This window comes from Streptomyces arenae, from assembly GCF_022343545.1.
Taxonomy (GTDB): Bacteria; Actinomycetota; Actinomycetes; order Streptomycetales; family Streptomycetaceae; genus Streptomyces; species Streptomyces humi.
Window position 1 is genome coordinate 1 of record NZ_JAKQYH010000034.1, and the last position, 21118, is coordinate 21118.

Annotated in this window: 13 protein-coding genes and 1 pseudogene; 5 read left to right on the forward strand and 9 right to left on the reverse strand. The window is 61.6% G+C overall.

Annotation, left to right across the window (positions count from 1 at the left end; genetic code table 11):
• Nucleotides 1-302, reverse strand: a 302-nt coding sequence (locus tag MB828_RS15175) for a transposase (RefSeq protein ID WP_301648614.1), incomplete at its 3' end; no start/stop codon positions are given.
• A gap of 1291 nt (nt 303-1593) precedes the next feature.
• On the opposite strand from MB828_RS15175, the gene MB828_RS15180 reads away from it, so the two are divergent.
• Both MB828_RS15180 and MB828_RS15185 read left to right on the forward strand, forming a co-directional pair.
• Nucleotides 1594-2073, forward strand: a complete 480-nt coding sequence (locus tag MB828_RS15180) for a hypothetical protein (protein ID WP_301648615.1) — start codon at nt 1594-1596, stop codon at nt 2071-2073.
• 169 nt (nt 2074-2242) lie between these two features.
• Nucleotides 2243-2833: a hypothetical protein gene (locus MB828_RS15185; RefSeq protein WP_301648616.1), complete on the forward strand. Its 591-nt coding sequence runs from the start codon at nt 2243-2245 to the stop codon at nt 2831-2833.
• A 450-nt stretch (nt 2834-3283) separates the two neighbouring features.
• Here MB828_RS15185 and brxL read toward each other — a convergent pair whose 3' ends face one another.
• From brxL to MB828_RS15220, 7 genes are all read right to left on the reverse strand, one after another.
• Nucleotides 3284-5428 (reverse strand): BREX system Lon protease-like protein BrxL, encoded by a 2145-nt coding sequence (gene brxL, locus MB828_RS15190; protein WP_301648617.1) that lies wholly within the window; start codon nt 5426-5428, stop codon nt 3284-3286.
• Nucleotides 5429-5443: 15 nt separating this feature from the next.
• Nucleotides 5444-7939 carry a BREX-1 system phosphatase PglZ type A gene (gene pglZ / locus MB828_RS15195; RefSeq protein ID WP_301648618.1) on the reverse strand — a complete coding sequence of 832 codons (2496 nt, stop codon included), beginning with the start codon at nt 7937-7939 and terminating at the stop codon, nt 5444-5446.
• Nucleotides 7932-11459, reverse strand: a complete 3528-nt coding sequence (gene pglX / locus MB828_RS15200) for a BREX-1 system adenine-specific DNA-methyltransferase PglX (protein WP_301648619.1) — start codon at nt 11457-11459, stop codon at nt 7932-7934. The genes pglZ and pglX overlap by 8 nt, the downstream gene beginning before the upstream one ends.
• Nucleotides 11459-14944 (reverse strand): BREX system P-loop protein BrxC, encoded by a 3486-nt coding sequence (gene brxC / locus MB828_RS15205; RefSeq protein ID WP_301648620.1) that lies wholly within the window; start codon nt 14942-14944, stop codon nt 11459-11461. Before brxC ends, pglX begins: the two co-directional genes overlap by 1 nt.
• A 4-nt stretch (nt 14945-14948) precedes the next feature.
• Nucleotides 14949-15548 (reverse strand): DUF1788 domain-containing protein, encoded by a 600-nt coding sequence (locus MB828_RS15210; protein ID WP_062022139.1) that lies wholly within the window; start codon nt 15546-15548, stop codon nt 14949-14951.
• Nucleotides 15545-16174, reverse strand: coding sequence for a DUF1819 family protein (locus tag MB828_RS15215; protein WP_301648621.1), 630 nt, complete (start codon nt 16172-16174; stop codon nt 15545-15547). Before MB828_RS15215 ends, MB828_RS15210 begins: the two co-directional genes overlap by 4 nt.
• 87 nt (nt 16175-16261) lie before the next feature.
• Entirely contained in the window at nt 16262-16462 is a 201-nt protein-coding gene (locus MB828_RS15220; RefSeq protein WP_301648622.1) for a helix-turn-helix domain-containing protein, read from the reverse strand.
• Between the two features lie 321 nt (nt 16463-16783).
• Between MB828_RS15220 and MB828_RS46880 the strand changes: the two are divergent.
• The 3 genes and pseudogenes from MB828_RS46880 to MB828_RS15230 all read left to right on the forward strand — a co-directional run.
• Nucleotides 16784-16957 (forward strand): annotated as a pseudogene (locus MB828_RS46880) (IS3 family transposase); the annotation flags it as partial.
• Nucleotides 16958-17007: 50 nt separating this feature from the next.
• On the forward strand, nt 17008-19083 hold the full coding sequence (locus tag MB828_RS15225; protein WP_301648623.1) for an Eco57I restriction-modification methylase domain-containing protein: 2076 nt from the start codon (nt 17008-17010) through the stop codon (nt 19081-19083).
• Nucleotides 19084-19844: 761 nt separating this feature from the next.
• Nucleotides 19845-20663 carry a hypothetical protein gene (locus MB828_RS15230; RefSeq protein ID WP_301648624.1) on the forward strand — a complete coding sequence of 273 codons (819 nt, stop codon included), beginning with the start codon at nt 19845-19847 and terminating at the stop codon, nt 20661-20663.
• A 119-nt stretch (nt 20664-20782) separates the two neighbouring features.
• Here the strand turns inward: MB828_RS15230 and MB828_RS15235 are convergent, their stop codons facing one another.
• A complete protein-coding gene (locus tag MB828_RS15235; protein ID WP_301648541.1) occupies nt 20783-21028 on the reverse strand; it encodes a DUF2283 domain-containing protein in 246 nt (81 codons plus the stop codon).
• Nucleotides 21029-21118 lie beyond the last annotated feature (90 nt).

The window sequence follows — 21118 nt, forward strand, 5'->3', positions numbered from 1 at the left end:
TCCAGGTCGCCGCGGGCACCGAGTTCATCCAGGACCAGGCGGTGAAGCTTGGCCCACACCCGGGCCTCCGTCCACTCGGTGAACCGGCGGAAGGCCGTCACCCCCGACAGCCCGAAGCCTGGCGGCAGTTGGTTCCAGGTGCAGCCTGAGGTGGCCACGAAGATGATGGCAGCCAGCACCTCGCGGTCCCCTCGCCGCCGGTGCCCTCCACCCTGCGGGCGGACCGGAGCCGGCGGCACCACCCGCTGGAACAACGTCCACAGCTCTTCCGGCGCCATCCGCTCGACAAGCGCAGCAGCCATCACCCTAGACTGCCGCAAGATCACGCCAACTGAAATAGCGTCTTAGGCGTGGGCGTATCCGCATCCTTCCGCCGCCGCGTGGCGTCCACACGTGAATGTGTCGGAGGTGTGTCGCGTGTATCGCAGATGGTGCGCGGCCAGTGAGAGAACGAGAAAGAGCGGGAGCCAGTAAGACTGACTCCCGCTCCCTCAAGTCGGCAGCCGCCCTGGTCAGAGCCTAATTCTTGCTGGCTGACCGGCGAGTGCCCCCGGCAGGATTCGAACCTGCGCACACGGCTCCGGAGGGCCCTTGGCTACCAGGCAACGCTGCTGGTGAGGGCTCCGCGGGTACCCAATCGGCTGAGATCTGTCCACAGGTGGTCCACGAGACGTGACCACTGGCGAACAGCTTCGGCCGCCACAGAGATGGCCCGGACCCCTGGCCGACGGGACCCCTCCCAGATGCGACGCTGAAACAGCCGCAGGCTACTGGCGGATGCCAGCTTCAGAGCTGGATCCAGCGAAGGAGAACACCGCATTGGAGCGAGGTTGGAGGACCTTCGGCCGACCTCGAGAGGCCCTAGCGCTGGCGGCAGCCTTGGTAGCGAAGTAGCCAATGCGAGCGCCATGAGACGCCCTGTGGCCGGCAGTAGGAAGTTACGTTGGGTGGTCGCACCTGATATCGCGTCGATGAGGCCAAGCGCATCGTCTGGCTCTACGCGGTATCCCAAGATCATGGAGTAACGTGACTCGGCGTTGGTTCCTGGCGGCTAGGCGTAGCTTGCGAAGCTACGGGCGAGAAGGCCGCTAAGGCCTCCCGGCCGAGCCGGCGGGCGCTAGGGGCTCGGGACGCTTCCTTGTGGTGACTTTCCTGCATGTAAGGGTTGCAGACGTGGCTGTCATATCACAACTCGGACACGCAAGCTCCACATCACCCCCACAACAGTGACCATGTGTATCACGCAAGCGCGTGGGGGGACCATGCCTTACCGCGCCGGACTGGCTCCACTGGAACTGATAACTGCTGCTTCGCTCACCGCCTGCGGAGGCAACGACACTAGGCCCGCTGCCAAGGCCAAGCTGACGCCGACCTCGACCATTGCCAAGGAAGACAGGTGAACCAGGGCACCCAGGAGCTGCGGGATGGCGGCGAGTACTAGGCAGGTACGCCATCCAGTTCGAGCGCTGGTCGACCTTCCGGTGGGCAGGTGAGCCAAGTTACGGCTGCGCATAGTTGACCTGCACACGGACAGCACGCGCATCTCTGCCAGGACTGTCACATATATGACTACCAATCAGGAGGGGCGCAGCGATGTCAAATGAAGACTGCGAAGAGGACTGGAAGGACGACGAGGAGCGGGATGTCCACGCCTGCATTCGCGACAAGGATACCGAGAAGGAGATCCGGGTCTCAACGATCCGTGATGCCGACTACGAACGCTTCATCGATTTCCGGGTGTACAACCCGTCCCTGAAGGGGTACGGCGAAGGGATAACCATCCACATCATGGAGCTCCATGACTTCCTGGAAGTTATCGGGGACGTGGTCTGGCAAAGAAAGCAGCGAGGGCGAATTGAGTACCATCCTCGCGTCTATATGGCTGATGGCATGGAGATTCACGTTTCCACGATCCGCGAGGGTGACGGCGAACGCTCCGTAGTCCTCCGGGAGTACGACGTCTCCCGGAAGGAGCACGGTGATGGACTGGCCATTCCCGTCGGGCTGCTCGATGCCTTCTATAACGGCGTGACTGACGCCTGGCACGCCAACGGGTCGGGCGACTGGTACTGAGGACTAGCGCCGTACATGGGAGAGGAGGAACCTGATGAATAGGCGCACAGTGAATCCGCATTGATTCGTTTTTGAGTCACTAATAGCGAGCCGCGCATGCTTGACTCCTGGCATTAGGGGTAGAGACTGCCCCCGACTTCAGACAACACCGAGAGGAAACAGGTTTTCCGTGCCATACCGCACCTCCCGCTCCGTTCCGGACCACGGCGACTGGGCGGCCCCGTACCAGCCCGCCGACGTCACCGACCTCGACCCGAACGCCGGCTCACACGGCGGGATTCCGAAGCCCCCACTCGTCGACGCCGTGTACCGGGTCGTCGAGACCGAGGGGCCGATCCACCGGGAGGTACTCCTGCGACACGTGGGCGAACTGCTATACGAGCCCCGGCCGGCCAGGATGAAGTCGTCCGTGAATTTGGCGGCGGACCGGCTGCGAGACGAAGGCCGTATAGCCGAGACCGGCGACTTCCTTGATATTCCCGACCGGCCCTGCACATACGCCCGCTGGCCGCTGCCCGGCCTCACCCGGCGGCCGGTCGAGCACGTCGCACCGGTCGAGCGTCAACGCGCCTTGCTCGGCCTCGTCGAAGACCGGCCGCGCGGCCTCAGCGTCGAGCAGGCCGTCGCCGCAGCCATCTCGTTCTTCGGCTGGTCGGGGGGTAATTCGGCGGCGCGGGCCAAGCTCATGGCGGACACGTACCGGCTGCGTGACACCGGGGCAATCACCGGTTGGCCGGGCAAGTTGGAGCCAGTCGGCTGACCAGGAGCGGCGCTGGTTTGGTTAGGTCTGCAGATGAGCGGGCACGATCTCCCGAACCAGCCGCCACATCCCACTCGACGGGGTGACTTTGCTTTCTTCGCCCGGTTTCGCGAGCTTCCGGAGCCCCGCCGGTGCATGCGAGGTGCGCAGGGCTCGGGACAGGCTCAGGTCCAGCAGGGCCACCTCGAGGCGCGGCGAGAAGGCGACTCAGGCCGCCATTGATGCTGCCAGCTCCGGAGGTCCCTTCTACGTCGTGCTTGTGTGCAGGTCACGGCCCCCGCGCCGACCGCGCGTAGGTACACTCGTCCACAGATAGTCCACGATATCGGCCCGGGTCTGCCCGCCCCCCGCGTGCCAAGTTCTTCGTCCTCAAGCGCTTGATCGGGGATGCTAGGCCGACGGCGACGGACCTCTAGGATCCCCAGGTCGCCAATCGCAGCTTCACCTGGATTACTTGCCCTCGCGGATGTAGGTCACGCCGAATGCCTTGACCTGGCGGTACTCCTGGAGCCTGGTAGCGAGGTCGAATGCATCACCAGTGACGTACTGGAAGATGTCGAGGCCGCGGCCAAGCAGGATTTTCCAGCCAGTGTCGGTGACTATCGAGCGGTCGTGAATCGTGTTGGTGAACGAGACGTCGAGGTTGATGCCGCCGGCTGCTGCGCCCTGCTTGACCTTGAGCAGCAGCTCCAGTTGCTTGCGGACCTTGCTCTCGCCGCCGTTGCTCTCTGAGGTGATGAGTTTGACGTTGACCTCGTCGGCGGCGTCTTTGACGGCTGCGATCCCCTCGATGAGTTCCATGAGGTTGCGGGCCTGGTGGAACTGGCGAATGTAGGGGTCTGTGATCGTAATTTGCCCGGCTCCGCGCAGGTAAGGGGCGAGCAGCGTGTCGAACGAGACGCCGCGCTGATTCTCCTGGAACTCACGGTGCCCCTCGAACAGCGGCGCCACCACCTGCGCGTGCTCAGCCGGAGTCCCATCCTGGACGGTGGGCTCCGCCGCGCCCGCCGGCGGCTCGATCGCGCTATCAGCAGCCTCGGAACGCTCGCGGCGCTCGCGGTGGTAGTAAGCCGGGTATTCGTCCTCCTCCAGGGTCGAGACCGCGTGCCAAGCTCCGCTACTGTCCAGGTACCCGAACTTGACGTCGGCCATCGTCGAGTCGATCCGCAGGATCTGGTCCTTGACGCGCTTGCGCCCCTCGATCGCGAACCGCAGGAGCTCCTCGATCTCTTCAGGCGCTGCCTCCCCGTGCGGGTAGAGGATCTTCATCAGCCCCGAGAACGTCTTGTGGATCCCGTCTCGGTCACGCGTCGAAATGTCCGACGAGAGCGAGAAGTGCTGCTGGTAGCGGTCCGAGTAGTCCTGGGAGCGCATCGACTTGAGCACTTCGGCGATGTAGTCGACGACGAACCCGTAGCCGTCCGAGAACATCTCCCCGCGGATGGTGTCGACCTCCCACCCAGGGATGTAGTGGTGCAGCCGGTCGAGGTAGGCGGAGTCGTGGTAGCTCTCAGGCAGCTCGTCGAACAGGTCGGAGTGCTTGAGCATGTACGGCACGGTATGCGAGGTGTTGCCGACGAATACCATCGACGCCTCAGCACCGAGCGTCTCAACCCCGCGGGAGAACGACTTGTTCGCCATGTAGTTCTTCATAATGTCGACGAGCGCCCTGTCGGTGCGCTTCTTCTTGCCGGCGAACTCATCGAACGCGACAACATCCCAGTAGCCGACCAGGCCGAGGCGCCCGTTGGCGTTGTTGACGAACAGCTTCGGCACGGTGACCTCACCACCGGAGATGAGCATGCCGTGGGGCGAGAACTCTGAGAAGATATGGGACTTGCCGGTGCCCTTGGGGCCAAGCTCGACGAGGTTGTAGTTACGCTCGACGAACGGGATGAGCCGCACGAGCTGGATGAGCTTGGCCCTCCTCCCGAACAACTCGGGATTGAACCCGATGGATTGCACGAGCAGGTCGATCCACTCGTCGGTGGTGAACTCGCGCCGAGCCACCAGGTAGCCCTCTACGTCGAAGTTCGACAGCTGGATGGGCTTGATCGACCCGAGAATCCACGGCACGACCCGCGGGTCGGCACTGTGGAAGTACTCGATGTCGCAGATGCACCAGACTCCTCCGACGAGCAGCTTCGGATGCGCCTTGATCGTGGCGGGCTCGACGAGCACGCCCTTGATGCCAAGGTTCGCGAACTCGGCCTCGTAGACATCGTTCTTCTCGTTGAGCGTGGCCGTGACCTTGTCGATGATCCGGTGCCGCCCGCGCTCGCGGATCGTGGATTTCACCAGCTCGGACTGGTTCCGGTGCACATAGTGGTCGGCCAGAATCTTGCGCACCGTGTCGATGCCCGCCTGGATGGTGGCCTCGTCGTCAGAGGCCGCGTACTGCCCGAGCAGGTACTCCAGTACGTAGGACGGCACGATGGCGTTGCCCTTGACTGCCTTGACCAAGTCCTTGCGCACGACGGCGCCCGGGAAGAGGCGGTTGATCTTGCGGTCCAGCTCACTCTGCACCGGAGCAGCACCGGCTCCCGCGTCCGGGCCAAGCGTTGCCTCCTGGCTGACCTCGCTCACTTGGCTCATGGCCGTACCCTTCCTTTAGAAGTCGAAGTCCGAGGCGAACGAGCGCTTGAGCATGTACATGGCCTTGCCGTAGACGCGCCACTGGTTCGTATTGGGGATCAGTTCTTCCAGGCGAAACTCGACCACCCTGTTGTTGTACTCGTTCGCATCTTGGCTGAGCAGCATGACGGCGCTCTGATACCGGTCGCGCTTGTCAGCCGATTTCTGGTCGAACACCAGCGGGGCATGGTTCGAGATGAGAGTCTCGCCGAAGTACAGGCCGGCTCGCACTGCGCGAGGCTGGACCTTCTCGCTGACCGGCTCGGTCTGGAAGAGCTTGACGACCAACTGGCCGGTGGTGATCTTGTCCGACTCAGGCAGGATTTCGACGTTGACCAGCCGAGTGTCGCTCTTGCGCTTCTTATTGATGGAGAGCACCGGCACGACGATCTCCTGAAGGGTCGCCCCGCCGTGGACGAACCTCGCGCCGGAGCCTTTGAGTCGCAGTCGGTGGATCGACTTGGGGATCTGCACCTCGTAGTCGCCGTCGAGCCCGAGTTGCGCCGAGTCGAACGTCTTGAACGCCGGGTCCGTCTTCAGCCCGGTTCCCAGCACGTAGCGGCGTGCCTGCACGGCGATGTTGTCGCCCTGCGGTGCGACGGACAGGTAGCCCGCCTCGTCGAGCGCGGAGTCCTGGAAGAGGAAGCCGTGGTCGGCGGTCACAAAGATGTTGGTGGCGTCGGCGCCCGCGAGGCGCTTGACCAGGTCGACAAGCTCCTCCAGCGTCTTCTCGGCAGCCTCGAAAACCTGCCGCTCGGTGCCGTGCTTGTCGCCGGTCGCGTCGATGCGGTTGTGGTAGACGTACATCACCTGGTGCTGCCGGTACAGCTCGCGAATCTCGTCGCGGGTCATGCCGAGCAGGTCTTCGGCGGGGACTGCCATGCCCCGCACGCTGGCCAGGATCTTGCTGCGGTTGTCAGTGCCTGAGGACGGCTGCCCGTCCACATCGACGCGATCGCCGATGCCGGAATGTCCGATCGTGGTGTGTGGCAAGAGTGCAGCCATCCCGAGCTGTGTGTAGCTCGGCAGCACCCCCAAAACGGCATCGAGGGTCGCGTCGAAACGGTCCTCCTGGCGAATACGCGAACCCAACTCGTCGGCAATCTCGTAGCGCAAGGCGTCGGAAATGATGACGACAGCCTTACGCCGGCCGTCCCGCGTGATGGGCCGAACATGGTCAGCAAAGAACGAGGTCTGCGGCCGGAGCACAGCGGAACGCCACTGGTGGACGCCATCGACATGCTGTTGCCAAGCGGCGCCCAGCGTGTGAAGGAACTTGTTCGTGTAGAACGACTCGACCTGTACTCGCAGGCCCTCCAGGGGCCCGGCGAACTCGGCGGTGCGGGCCGCGTGGGTGAACTGGCGGTAGAGCTGGTCGATGCGGAACCACTCTTGCCGGTACCGATCCAAGCCCTCGTCGAAGGACTGCATCGACAGGCTGAGCCCGCTGAGCGCGGTCAGCAGGTTGGAGGCGCTGCCAATCGCGGCGTACAGCTTGCGGTACCCGTCGATCCAGATGCTGCTCTGGCGGCTGCGGATGGCCTCAGTGATCTCGCGGGCCGCAACGGTGCGGTCGGCTACGGCACCCGCGAGATCACTGATGATCTTGCGGTCGACTTCCTCAAACAGGTCATTGCCCAGCAGGTCTTGGAAGCCTGCGTTCTCGATCGTGCTCGCGTAGTCCAGGTCGCGAGCCACGCGTTTCGCGAGCGTGGTCATCGTCTTCTGGCTGCGGACGTCGTAGCGCAGGCTTCCGAAGTCGAGCTGGATGTTCCGTAGCCCACCAGGATGTTCAGACTTGAACCCCGCGATGGCTTGGCGAAACATCCACAGCACGAAGTCGTCGATGCTCGGGCTCTGCGACGTGTACCCGTAGATCCTGCCGACGCCCTGCCAATGGAACTCGTCGAGACCGTAGTCGGCCAAGGCGCGATACTTGGCGTCGGTACCAGCAGCGTTCTCGATGAGCAGGGTACGGGTGATCTCCAGCAGACTGTGCTCGCACTGCCCGAACAGCACCGCCGCCATCTTGGCGCGCAACTTGTCGGCGTCGTCAGCGGGATTGAGCAGCGCCTTAAGGCTCTGCACCCGTTTGACGGCCCGGAAGAACTTCTCATGTGCCCGCACGACGTCGCCGATGCCGTCAGCGGCGAGCCCGAGTTCCTGCTGCACCAGTGAGGTCCGGTCCGCGGTGAATACCCCGTGGGCCAGCTCCAGGTCGAGCAACCAGTTGCCGATCCCCGTCGGCACGGCACCGGGGCGGTAGACGAGGAACTTGGTGTCGGGCTCCCCCTGCAGCAGGCGGTGCTTGACCCCATATTCGTCGTTGGCGACCCGCACGATCTCGACGCCCTCCAAGCCGAGTGAGTCGAGGTCTGCGGCGTACTCGCTCTCGGGGTCATGCCAGAACACCACCCGGTGCGTCTCGAAGCGACGCTCCAGGTGGGACCGGACAGCGGATGTCTCAGTCATTGCCTGCCTCAAGACCGGGAATCTTCCTCAAGGCCGCTCCCAGCTTCGGATAGTTGGCCTTCACGCCGTCGTCGAGGTCGAGCTGCACCTGTTGGGTCGCCAACGGATACAGCACGTCGTGCTCGTACTCGTCAAGCTCAAGCAGAACCTTGCGCAGGCGGTCGACCTCCTTCTGCGCAGCAGCCTTCTCCCGTGGCGTGCCGGCCCCTGCGGAGAGACGCTCGTGGTGCTGGCGGCTGGCCTCCAGCTTCGCCTTGAACTCGCGAAGGTACTCGTTCAGCACGGTCGAGGCCGTGAACGGCGTGTAACGGTGCATATAGATGAGGGCGTTAAACGATCCCTTGGGGCTGGAGAACAGCCAGTAGATAGGGCGCTTCTTATACCGCTGAATGTGGTCCTTATAGAAGGACTTCACGAAGTAGTCGCGCAGGTCCTTGACGCCGATGGACTCGGTGACGAACCGCAGGTTTTCCTCGAAGTACTGCTCACCGAACGCTACACGCAGGAACTGCCGGAACTGCACGACAATGTCGTCCCCGAACCAATCGCCATCGACGATCGGGATCACGTTGTCCTTGTCGGGTAGGAGCGACGGGTTCGGCACCTTCGCCAGGTAGTCTTGAAGCGTTTCGCCATGATTCGCAAGGATGAGTCCCGGCTCATCGATGCTGTAGCGTCCAAACATGCAACCGACCGCATATGAAAGCAAATCAACGACTGAATCCGCCAAATGGAGCTCTTCGTAGTCCGAGCGGTCCGGTCCATACCTAAATAGCGGATTCACCCGAAGAGTCACCTCGCTAACCTCAACCCCGGGATCAAGCTCACCCTCCAACCCGAACGCGCGAATAAAGGTTTCATTATTGCGTTCTTCAAGTTGACGCTGCGAATTCACCAGCTCCAACTCGACCTCTCTGTGGTGTTCGAATACCGGCGCCAACGCAGATTTGCGACTAGTCGACGCAGCGACCAATGGGTTCGCCCGGAAGTTCCAGGAGGTCTCCTGCGCGTCCCAATCTCGACGCGAACCCTCAACGAGTTCAGAAACTACGCTGTCGACATCCAGCTGATCAGCTTCCTGCGGAAGTGGAAGCCGCGCGATATCGCCAGATTGGAAGTTCAGAGTCGGCGCAATAGCCTCAAGTGCAGCCTCGGAAACCCTAGAGTTCAAGAAGCCCAGAAAGAGCCTCCTCTGTCGTTCCGAATCCGCGAAGAGAGACATACCGGCACCATCGAAAACAAACCCTTCAGGGAAGTATCGGAACGACGGTGACGAACCAGCGATCTTTGACCACGACACCGATGGATGGAAGTAGAACTGCCGGGACGGGAGGTGATTGCCCTGCCTGCTCAAGATCTCGTAGCTATGAGAATCGAAGGCGACGACTGACTGCTGGTTCCCATACCACTTACGGTATGAACCTCCCTTGTTGTAAGGGAACCACTTCCTACCAGAATGATGAGCTGCTTCAGTACTCGGCGCGTTAAGGTAGCTACGCTGGAAGTCAACCTCCCACCAGTTCCGAACGAAACGCGCGTTCTCCCCGGTGTTCATACCGCAGCGCGGCTCTGCCACATCGCCGAGTAGTGCATTACTGGTCATGGCATGGAGCAGAGCAGGACTCATCCAATACGCAATCACGGCGCCAGGCAACGCGGCGAGGTCTGCGTTCCTAACTTGGTAGAGGCCATTCGAGTTCACCCCCGCCGCAACCTGGCGCAGTTGGTTCGCCTTCTCGGATTCTTTCGTACCCTTAATGAGCCGCACATAGGTCCCGTAGAAGGGCTCGCGCCGTGAGTCAACTGCGATGACGAACGCTGTGGTAGATACAACTTCCCCGCCGATACTGTCAAACGCATTGGTACCCAGATGGGCCATCGAAGAAAGCTGGTGACTATCGGCGATCCACTTCCTGAGCTTTGTGAATGACGACAGAAACATCCATGACTGCATCGTAATCATGGCGACTCGTCCATTTGAAACGGACAAGTCAATGTTGCGTTCAATAAAAGTTGCGAAGAGGTCGGACTTTGAGCGAGGGAACTCGGCCTTGACGAACTCACTCAAATGCGCGTCCATGTTCCCGGTGCCCATGTAGGGGGGGTTCGCGACGACCACGTGGTAACGGGGCGACAGGTACTCCACCTGACGAACGACGTTGCGCGCGCGTTCCCGAAGTTCGTTGCCGATAATGTCACCATCGTCCGGCTGGTGCGCGTCAAGGTGCTCTCTGAGCAGTTCGATCAGTTCCTCGCTTGGACGGATAAGCGATCCAAAGGTGTCGGCGTGCTGGAACTGGTTCCAGAACGCTTCCTCGGCGGCGCGGTCGCCGCCGCGGGTGACGAGGGTATCTTTCAGCTCACCCGGCGTGAACGAGATGGGTTCGAGCACACAGATATTGGGTTCGATCTGCTTGTTGAAGAACGTGCGTTGGCGTGCGCGCGCCTTCATCGTGAGCGCGAACGCAGCAAGCGCACCGGCACGGGGGTCGATCTCGGTCCCATAGAGGTTGTTGGCGAGGATGAGCCCCGGGATATCAGACGGCGCGTAGCCCTCTTCCTCGTATATGGCATAGAGCAGGTCGAACGCGTAGGTGAGCATGTGACCGGAGCCACATGCGGGGTCAATGATCTTCAATTCCTCCGGGCTGGCAACCTTGAGGTGGTCGGTCTCTTCGTCGACCGGGGCGATGTAGTACTGCATCTGATCGGCGAGCCGCGAGTTGGGCCGGTTGAGCAGCCAGAGGCACCCAAGGGAGTTCTCGACGAGGTAGCGGACGATCCAGTGCGGGGTGAAGAGCTGGGTGGCGGCCGGGATCTCGGCGGCACTGGCCTTCTTGTTCTTCTTGAACCCGGCGAAGACCTCGTCCTTACGCTCGGAAATGTAGAACTGGTATAGCCAACCGATGACCTCGACGTCTTGGCAGACGTCTTCGGTGAGCACGGTGACGGCCCGGGCTAGCACGGAGTCGTCTGCGAGCAGGTTCGCGGGGATGAGTAGCTCGGTGTAGTCGCCTTCGCGCTCAAACATGAACGGCATCGAGCGATTCCAGTGACGGCAGTACTCCGCTAGCAGCAGCGAGTACGCCTCGCCCTGTGGGTCGTCGCTTCGGCGCGTGCCGTTGAGCAGGCTCGTCACGGTCTCGGCGGTGCGCGTGTTGGTGACGACCGTGATGTCGATGTTCCCGCGCTTGGCTTCGGCGAGGATCTCCGGCTGGCCACCATCGCGGCCGCGTTCGGGTGAGACGATTCCAATGCCGGTGTAGCCGTTAGCATCCATGAACCGCAGCGCGATGATCCGGTTGAACCAGGTGTAGGCAACTCTGTCGGCCACGGTGTCGCGGCCCCTGTCGCCGCCGCCGGCCGCGTTGACGGCCTTCTCCAATGCCGCGACGGCGCTGCGCTGCTCAACACGCGCAGGCGAGGAAGGGGCGAGCACGACCGTGATGCGAGCCGCCACCTCGCGGATGAGTGCCGTGCGCGCCCAGGTGGCGAAGGACTTGAGCGGAGCGGTTTCCATCAGAGTGCGATTCGCTTTCCGTCGTTGAGCGTGGACAGCAACGCGCTACGAAGCACGTCGAGGTACCGGTCGACGTCCTCGGTGGTCTCCAGCACGCCGTGGACACCCAGCACAGTGATGGTCTTGACCGAAACGGTTTGCTTGACGGGTGCTGGCGCGGGGCCGTCGTCACCCGTGGGGTGGGTGGAGGATACGAGCTGGTCGAGCAGCTCAGGGTAGGTCGTCTCTTCGAAGCTGTTGCCCACCTCACGGACCAGGGCGATCTGCGTCTCGCGCTCGACGCGGGCGATGATCTGGTCGATCTCGCGCACGACCCGCTGTTGTGCGTCCTCGGTGGCGTTCGCGTAGTAGGCGCTGCCGAGCACCTCGGCCTTGCGCCCTGCAATCGCCTGAATTACCGTGGCACGGTTGGTCGCAAGTGCTTCGTCGATCTGCTTGCTGAGCACCTCTGCTGCTTGCTTGAGCTGGGTCATGCGGTTGCCACGGAACGCATTGGGATCTCCGAGTAGCCGCTTGACATCGGAGTCACTGCCGCTCGGCAAGTAGCCCAGGTTGTTCGTGTTTGCCGTGAGCAGCGTGACGGCTTCGTCGTAGATGACCCGCTGGCCTCCACTAAGGAACGACTGGATAGGGTCGGTTACGGATTCCTTGGCGTCGAGCAGCTCGTCACCGAGACCGAACTCGGTGAGGTACCACTCGTCGGGCTTGCCGACGGCCTGTTCGAGCAACACGACCGGTGCAGTCAACTGTTCCACGAATGGGTACTTCGACCCGTTCATCTGAGCCTTCAGCTCGTCGAGCTTGCCACGCAACTTGTCGCTGCCGTGGCGAGCAAGCTCCAGAGGGTCCTTCGGCGCGGTCGCCTCGTCGAAGAAGTCGCTGCAGAACTTGCGGAACGTCGCGACCTTGCGCTCGTCGAAGACCTTCTGCGGGGCGACCACTGCATGCGAGTGCTTCTGCGTGTTACGCAGCACCGTCGCGACCTCGGTGCGCTTCAGAGTGTTCCCATCAACGGTGATCGTGAGCTTCGAGGTACCGACAAGCCATGCGATGACGACCTCGATCGAAGCAAGGTCCCAGCCGTAGGGCTTGGTCTGGAACGCATTCACAATCGTCCTGACGGTTGCCTGCTCGCCGAGCCGGTCGCGTTGCAGAACGAACGAGAACACCTCGTCGCCTGGGGTGGCGAGCATTGACAGCGACGGGTCGTCGAACATGCCCGACTGGTCAGGGTTGGCGAACGTGCCAATCTGCTGCTCGCTGTAGGTGAGCCCGCGGAGAAGGCTGAGCTGGGTGTAGGTGCGGCTGACGAGGTCTTGGAACCCGTCGGTCACACGAGCGATGGCGTCCTGCGATGCGGAGGTCACGTCGGCGGCGTTGATTACGAGGTCTGCCTTGCCGACGGCCCGGCGGATGCGCTCGACGATTTCCTTCTCGCGCTCGACGTTCTGTGTCGCCTTGGAGCGAAGGATCTGGTCCTCGATCGCCGAGAGCGAGGTCGTCTGCTTGCGCTTGGTGTACTTCTCGGTCTTGATGAGCAGCCGCAGGTCGGACAGGGCGCGCTCGTCGGGTTCCAGGATGACGCGCAACTCGTCTTTGCCGGCGCTGTGCATCCGGGTCTCTTCGGGGCCGAACGGGTACTCCGGGGTGATGAAGTGAACTGTCAGCTCGCGCTGCTGTCCATACACCTGGTCGTCGAGCTTGTAGCCGAACGCGAAGTCCTGGCCATTCTTGGCGTACCGCAGCTTGTTGGTGCGGATGACATCGCTCGTGAGCATCTTGAACAGGCGACCGCTGACCTCGGAGGCGTCGATGTCGACGTTCTTGATCTCTTCCTCGATGACCTGTTCTTCGTTGGTCAGGTACACGTAGACGTTGCCGTTGCGCTGCACGTATGTCTGGGTCTCCAGGAGCGTCAGGGCCTCCTGTACCTGCTTGGACAGGGCGTGCAGGTCAAGGCCGAACTGGTCGTAGACCAGTACGGTCAGGTTGCGCGGGGTCGCGTGGAAGCCCTCGACGTACTTGACCAGGAACAGCGCCTTGAGCAGGCGCACAGCAAGCTCGTTGTCGAGGTTGCGCTCGGCGACGTCGATCGAGCGCTGCGCGGCGGACTTCAGCGAGGCACGGATGCCCGCGAACATGTGGTCGAAGGTCGCGAGTCTGCCGACCGCGACATCGCCGACGTCCTTGGCGACCTGCTGCACGACGCCGAGCATGGAGCGCTCACCGACCGAGCTGTTGCGGCCCTCGAACACGTTGTGGTCCGAGATGCCTTCTATTGCCGCCTGGAAGAGCGGGAACTGGTAGCTGACGAATGGGTACGTGCCGGCAAAGTGCGCCTCGTCGGTGTAATTACGGTAGGTCTTCGCGCCGTCAACGAAGTCGAATAGCGTCTTGAAGTTCGCGTGCTGCTCGGCGTAGATCTTTGCAAGGGCGGACTCGCCTGCCTCGTTCTTCTCCAGAAGACGCTTGCGGATGACCTCCTCAACATCGGCGCTAGTGAGTTTCACTCGAGTCCTGAATCGCGCCTGAATCTTGGAGAAGTCGTTGCCCTGCTGCTTGGTGCGGTCGCCGACGACCTTGTCCATGTCCTCCTGGGAGGTGACGAACACCCACGCTCGCCCCTGGCACTTGGTGTTCAGCGACTCGGCGATCGTCTGGAGGTTCAGCATCAGGTGCGTATTGGACCCGATGAACTGACCGACCTCGTCCACGAAGAAGTTCAGCCGGAAGCCCTCGTCCTGCTTGTCGACCCACGCCTTGACCTCATTGGCGAAGTCCTCGATCGACACCGAGTACTCGCTGCGGTACTTCGTCAGGATGTTGGTCGGCGTCCCTTCGGTCTGGCCGCTGACTTCGGCGTACGCCTTGGCCACATTGACCTCTTCGAGCACACCCTCCTCGCGGCCATGCGTCCAGTCGCGTCCCGCGATCTGCGCGTACGCAGCCTTGAACTCCTCGTACTGGCCACGGTTGTCCAGGTCCCGCTCAAATCGCGCCACGTGGCCCTGGTTGCCGTAGTAGCCGCAGCTCTCATCGAAGACCTTGACGAACACCTTCAACAGCGCGTCGCTCTGGTCCTTCGTGATAAGCGTCGCCTTCTGATCGATGTTGAACAGCAGGCTCTTGGCGGGGATGCGGTCGGCTTTGGCCAACAAGGCCGGGAGGAACGCTCCTTTCGCCTTGGACCGAAAACTCTCGGACAGGCGCTCACGCGGGAACGCCTGCCCGTCTACGTCGCCGAGCAGGTGAGCCAGCATCTTGAGCAAGTGGGACTTACCGGAGCCGAAGAAGCCCGAGATCCACACACCGTTCGCGTTGGTGTAGTTCGTGTACGTCTCAAGCAGGAGTTCGAGGCCCTTGGCTGCCTCATTGGTCAGGACGTACTCGTCGACCTCCGTGCCCAGGTGCGCGGTGTCGTCAGCCTTGATGACGCCCTCGATTGGACGCTGGACATCCTTGGCGAAGATCGCGTTCAGCTTCATCGAGTCAAGCCTCCTGTTCCAAGATGTTCTTGGCTCGGTAGTACTGGTCGTCTTTGAGTCGCCCGAACAGCACGAGCGACGACCCCAACGTGTCGGACTGCTCGTAGCGGCCAGGGAAAAACAAGAGCATCGGCTTGCCCGTCACGACGCTTTGCAAGTTGTTCAGCACGTTGTGTGAGCGGATGTACGGGAAGACTTCGCCGATACCAGTGAGGAAGAAGATGTCGAAATCGCCCTCGGCGAGCTTGGCTCGGATCGCAGGCGAGATGTGGTCCTGCGGGTCGAGCATCCCCTGGAGCAGCTCACGGAAGTCGGCTTTGTCCTGTTCCGGTTCGAGGGCAAGCAGGCGATCCCAGACTCCGCGCTTTTTGAGCATCTCCACCGACAGGTCGTAGAGATTGATCTCACGGACCTCGATTCCCCTGTTGGCCAGTCGGTTCTTGATGCGCTTCTTGACCCCCGCAACCACGAGGGCGTCCTCGGGGTCGTAGGGGTAGATGAAGAACGGCACCTCGTTGCTCAGGCCCTCCATCTGGAGGAACCGCTTACCGCTGAGCACCTGAAACAGGTGCTCTTCCTGCTTGGACAGCTCGGTCGGCTTCACCGCTCGGCCCTCCCTGTAGCGTGATCATTGGTCGGGAAGAACCGCAGGTCGCTCGGGCTCCGCGTGCACAAGGCGCTAGCGACCCGCCGCGATAGCACGGCCTGGAGCAGGTGACCGCGGTCAGAGAGCAGGCCGGCCTCCTTGAGCATCCGAAACACGTTCGAGCGCAGCCTGCGCCGTGTCGAGTCTTTGACGTCAGCCAGCTCGGTATGCCACAGAGCCTTGCCGCGCACGAAGCTGTCGTAGTCCTCGTATGTGAGCGTCGGTGTCAGCAGGAGGAACCGCTCGCGTACCACCTCCTCGGCGAACTCGCCGATCAGGTCATAGCGACGGCAAGCAGCCGCCCACAGCAGGTGTCCGCGCTCAGTAGCCGTCGCGTCGATGAGCAGCTCGATCTCGCCGTCGGTGAGCGCGGCGAGCCGCTGGGTGACCTCACGGGCGAAGCGTCGCCCCGACGTGACCGTGCGCGCCTGCAGCAGGTTGTCCTGCTCGATCACCGCGCGCACCTTCGACCAGTCGTGCTCGCGCAGGTACATCGGCGCGACGATGACAGCCTCGCGCATGAGGAGGGCACCGCTGGTGAACGAGAGCGCATAGCGCGACGCAGGGGCGGTCCCTTCCGGCACGGGTCACCTCTTTTCGGGAATCAGGCAAGTCGTCCAGATTACGGCGACCCACCGACACTCCCTCGTGTGAGTGGGCGAACCGCCATGTCAGCCCGGACCTGCGTGGTCGATTGATGACGCGGCACCCCCGCTGCGCACCCACTCATCGATTTCACTGGCCTGGAACTTCCAGAGGCGGCCAAGCTTGTGGGCTGGCATGCCCTTCTCGGCAATCCACCCGTACACCGTGTCTTTCGTGATGCCGAGGTGGGCGGCGATGTCGTCGGCGGACAGCCACGGTTCAGTCACGGTGGAACCTCCAGTCGACAGTCAGCGTGAGCACATCGGGCACGCCTACTCTATCGGTGCCTGACGGGGTCCAAACCCGGTTTAGCCCGGTGTATCCGGACCTAGCCGCTCCGTTTGGTGCGCCCTCCTGTCTCCAGGCTGAACACGTACGCTCTGTAGTCGGCCACGACGTCTGCGACTACCAAGCTGCGATCACTGCCCGTGCGGTGATCATGGCCCGTAAGCCTCAGGCGCGTGGGACTGCTGCAGAGTTGGATGACACCTTGACCTGCCCCACCTCTCAGGTTCCAGTTCTGCTGGCTAACTGACGGCCTAAAGGCTGAAAAGAACGTCCTCGACCGCCACGTCTGGGCCACCCGCCAGGAGTTGCGGATCGCGATCGTCACCTGGATCGAACGGACCTACCACCGGCGCTGACGGCAACGACGCCTGGGCCGATTGACCCCCGTCGAGTACGAGACCATCATGATCCCACCCGCAGCTCTGGCTGCATAAATCCCGCTGTCACCCGATCAGGCAGCAGTCCCAGGAGAGGAGCCATTTCAATGGCTAAAGCGAAAACCATTGTTGATGAGCGTACCCTCGCGGGTTGGTTGAGTTCACCTACCGAAGCACGCGCTGCCCGGCTTCTGGAAGAAGACAAGGAACCAGTTTTCTTCCATGCTGATGTCGAAGAACACGTTCAGGACCCCGAGACTGGGGTCACGAAGCGTTGTGATGTCACACTTCGTTCGCGCACTCATCCGATCGCCACGGTGGAGATGAAGCGGCCCGAGGTAGCGGCGGCTGACTCTCCGGCACTACAGAGCGATTCGTGGTCTAAGGCAGTTGGTCGGGGCCTGCCTTACTTTCTTACGGCGAACTTCCGTGAAATCTTGGTCTGGGAGACAGCCAAGGGGCCAGATCAGTCGCGTCCCTTGATTCGATACACGCTCGCGGCTGACCTAAGTCACTCGTCGTTTGCACCTAAGCGCCGAGCCGAAATAAGCGACAATTGGGTCAAGTTTCTTGACGAGTTTGCACAGCTTCTCCACCAGCGCGAGGAGAAGCAGAAAGGTCCACGAAAGCTTCCACCTCAGGTACTCGAGCTCAAGGAAGTAATTCACGAAGCTGCTGAGGAGGCAGCGGAGCGGATCCGGTCCGCAGTCAACGAAGACGAAGCGTTTCGGCAGAAAACTTTGGAGGCATTCCGGCTTCAGTTTGGCGTCGAGATTTCGCTAAATCCCCATGGCAGCAAGGATCGTCTCCTTGCTGAGTCATTGCAAGTTGCCACTATCGCTACCTTCGTAGTTACAACACGCCTGATGCTCTACCAAGCCCTAGCGAACTCAAACCGGGCAGATGGTACGACTTTTGCCCTCGACCTCTTGGATATCACGAGATCGACGGGGGATCCACAGCGTGTTCTGAGCGACCTCGCCGGCCTTTACGAACATGCCCGCAGGAAGACGGGTGACTTTGAGACGCAATTTTCCCCCAGCGAGCTGGATGACATTGTATTCGTCGACGCAGCGAGCTCCCGCAGAGACGTGGGGGAGCTTTGGGGGAAGATAATTGATGTAGTGCAGGGTGCTGACTGGGAAGCTCCGGTTACCTACGTGCCGGGCCTCTATGAGTCACTGCTAGATGACGAGCATCGGCATGTTATGGGCGTACATTACACGCCCGACCCGGTCGTCGAGCTTATCACTGCATACGCAGTGCAAGACCCTGCTGATATTGTTCTCGATCCTGCGTCCGGCGCAGGAACGTTCGTGACCATGTGTTACGAGCGCAAGCGAGCGCTTGGATCGACGCATGACCAGTCGTTGGCTGAAGTATATGCGGTAGAACTCGCGCAGTTCGCTGCGTCGCTGACTGGCTTCAACCTGACTTTGGCTGATACGTCAGCGTCGTCTGCATACCCGAGGGTTTTCAGAACCGACTTCTTCCAAACGTATCCGGGAGAGCAGAGCGGACTAGAGCTCCCTGACGCCGGTCGCGTTCCATATCCTCAGCAGGTTGACGCGGTAGTAGGGAATCCGCCCTACATCCGCTTCGAAAGCCGGCTCCCAGAAGAGCGGCAAGAGGTCTTTAATTTCCTGCAGAGGCACTTTCTGAAGACGCAAACGGCGTACCCTAACTTCACTGGTAAGGCAGACATCTGGGCATTCTTCGTGGCTGGAGCCCATATGTACTTGCGACCTGGCGGGCGTCTTGGCTTCATCGTGTCGTGGAATCTCCTAGCCTCTGACTATGGTGACGCTGTAATCACTTTCCTCGCGCGCTACTTCAAGATTCACGCGCTCATCGACAGTCGCGTGGAACGCTGGTTTGCAGCCAAGCAGAATACCGTGATCATCCTCGCGGAAAAGGTCGCTGATCCTGCAGCCAAGCTTTCACACCAGTCCAACCCGAACGTACCTGCTGATCATCAGGTACGATTCGTTAGACTGAAGCGACCGATCGAGGAACTGGTCAGCTCGGAGGCGCCAAGGGGTAAGCGGGCCGAGGACCTTATCGATGAGATCCTAGCCACTGATCATGACGCCGGAGATGATCTGCGCTGGGATATTCGAATCTTCGCGCAAAAAGCTCTCCTCGAAATGGAGACGTCAACGGACGGATTCGGTGATGAGTGATGGCTGCCACCCCGGACTTTAGAGCTCTCGGCGCGAGCTCGGCATTTCCTAACAAGCTTTTTTCTTCGTGGGGCGCTTGCCTCGTTGAGCCACCGTCAATTGGCTCCCTTCGGCGTAAGGCCGGAAGGAAAATTGTGCGACTCGGGCGGCTGGCGCCGCCGAAGTCTGGCATTCCCACGCGCGTAGTTGGTTACTTCTGTGTTGAGGAGATCACGGACCCGGCAGTTGTTTCGCGTATGGGCCTGCGTTCGCAGCGCGATCGGTCTCGACTGTGTGTCATTCGGGATGGGCGTGGTGCTGTTCACCCGATTGAACGTGCTGCTTTGAAACCTATGGTCCGTCGACCTGGAGTACTTGAGGGAAAAATCTCGGTTTCGGTGGACGATACGAGCCCTTGGTTTATGCTCTACTTGGACCAGACAGCGGATGAAATTGAAGCACAACGCTGGGCTCATACTCTCGCCTACATCAAGTACGGTGAGGTTCAAGATTTCCCGGCTAGGGAGGGTAGTCGACGTGCAGGCGGGGTGCCGGCCGAGCGCCCCCAAGTCCGCGTGCGTCCGATCTGGTTTCAGGTGCCTCGAATTCCTACTGGCCCTGGCCGTATTTGCTGGTTGAAGGGTCGGGGTGATCGACACTACGCGCCCACTTTGGCCGCGGATATTCTGATCCCCGATAACTTCCTCTACTCAGCGCCGCCGCCCTCCTTGACGGTCCCGGAGTCGTTTGCCGCTGTGGCTAACCTGGCGTGGACCAATCTCATGGCAGAGGTCTATGGGAGGCGAGGCGGCGGAGACGGCGTACTCCACACGTACATCCGTGAGCTTAGCCAGATGCCGATACTGGACCCGACGTTGCTTACGCGATCCCAGGCGGAGGATCTGGCCGCCCTCTTTGCAGAGGTGGCTGGGCGTCCCGCTTTGTCCACTGATGAAGAGCTGCGGCAGCCTGACAGGCAGGCGCTAGACGCGTGGGCTATGCGATACATGTTTGGGGATGATGCTGATGAGGCTGGCCGGGCTGTGGAGCGTGCCCTACGTGATCTTGTCATAGAGCGCACACAACGGACTGTGAGTGGTCGCGAACAGCAGCAAAGGGCAGTGAGGCGCACCGTCTTCGACCCCGCACCGCTGGCGGCCCGAGTGCTCATGGATTGTGGGGTACAGCCCAAACTCAGCGACTTCCTGCCCGAGGATCCTGGCCCCTCGGTGGAGGTCAACGTGCCTGCGCACGAGGAGCTGCCAGTTCGTCTCGGGGACTCTCTCATGGACCAAGGTGACGTTCTGGTGGGGGAGAGTCCGCTCATCACCGGGCTAGACGACGGGCATGCAGCCGCCGTGGTCGCTGTGCTTACAGCTGACCCCCGGTTCTCTGGACCTGTACAGCTCCCGCTTGCAGAGGATCTTGCGCAAGAGGCGGTCGAAAAATGGACGCAACGTTGGTCTGAGTGGAAGCGCGAGGTACAGACAGCGATTAAGGATGTGCTTCCGAAGGCTGTACAAGCCCAGCGCAGATCCTTGGTTGCTAGGGAACTGGAAGAGAGGGCCGGCCTTCTCCCCCGTACGCTCACGGTGGAGTGACGTCGTTAGAGTGCTTGGGGGGCGCCCGCAGAGAACGCTTCGACAGGTCGGTGGAGTTTCAATGACCGAGTCAAGGAGCCTTTTCCAACCTGTTCGCCGCGAGCGTGGTGCTCGGCTGGTCATGCACCTTCGGTGTCAAGTCGCTTCGCGGACTGGAGTAGGTACTCGGGCAGTTTCGAACTGGCCGCCAACACCTCGATGCCGATGAGGCGGCCCTGCTCGTCAAAGTCGAGGTTGATCATGCCGTCGACGTCCACTGGATCGCAGGGATACATGCGCGCGGACTTCACGCGGGCCTGCGGTTCGGTGAGGTATACGTACGCTGCGTTGACGGTCTTGTCGTAGGTGACTCTGACATCTGTCACGGTGAGTGGTCTCCCTTGCTGTCGCTGATGGCGGCGATGTCCTTGTCCATGCCTCCGGCAGCAGCGATCTCAGGCTCCCGTGACGAGGTG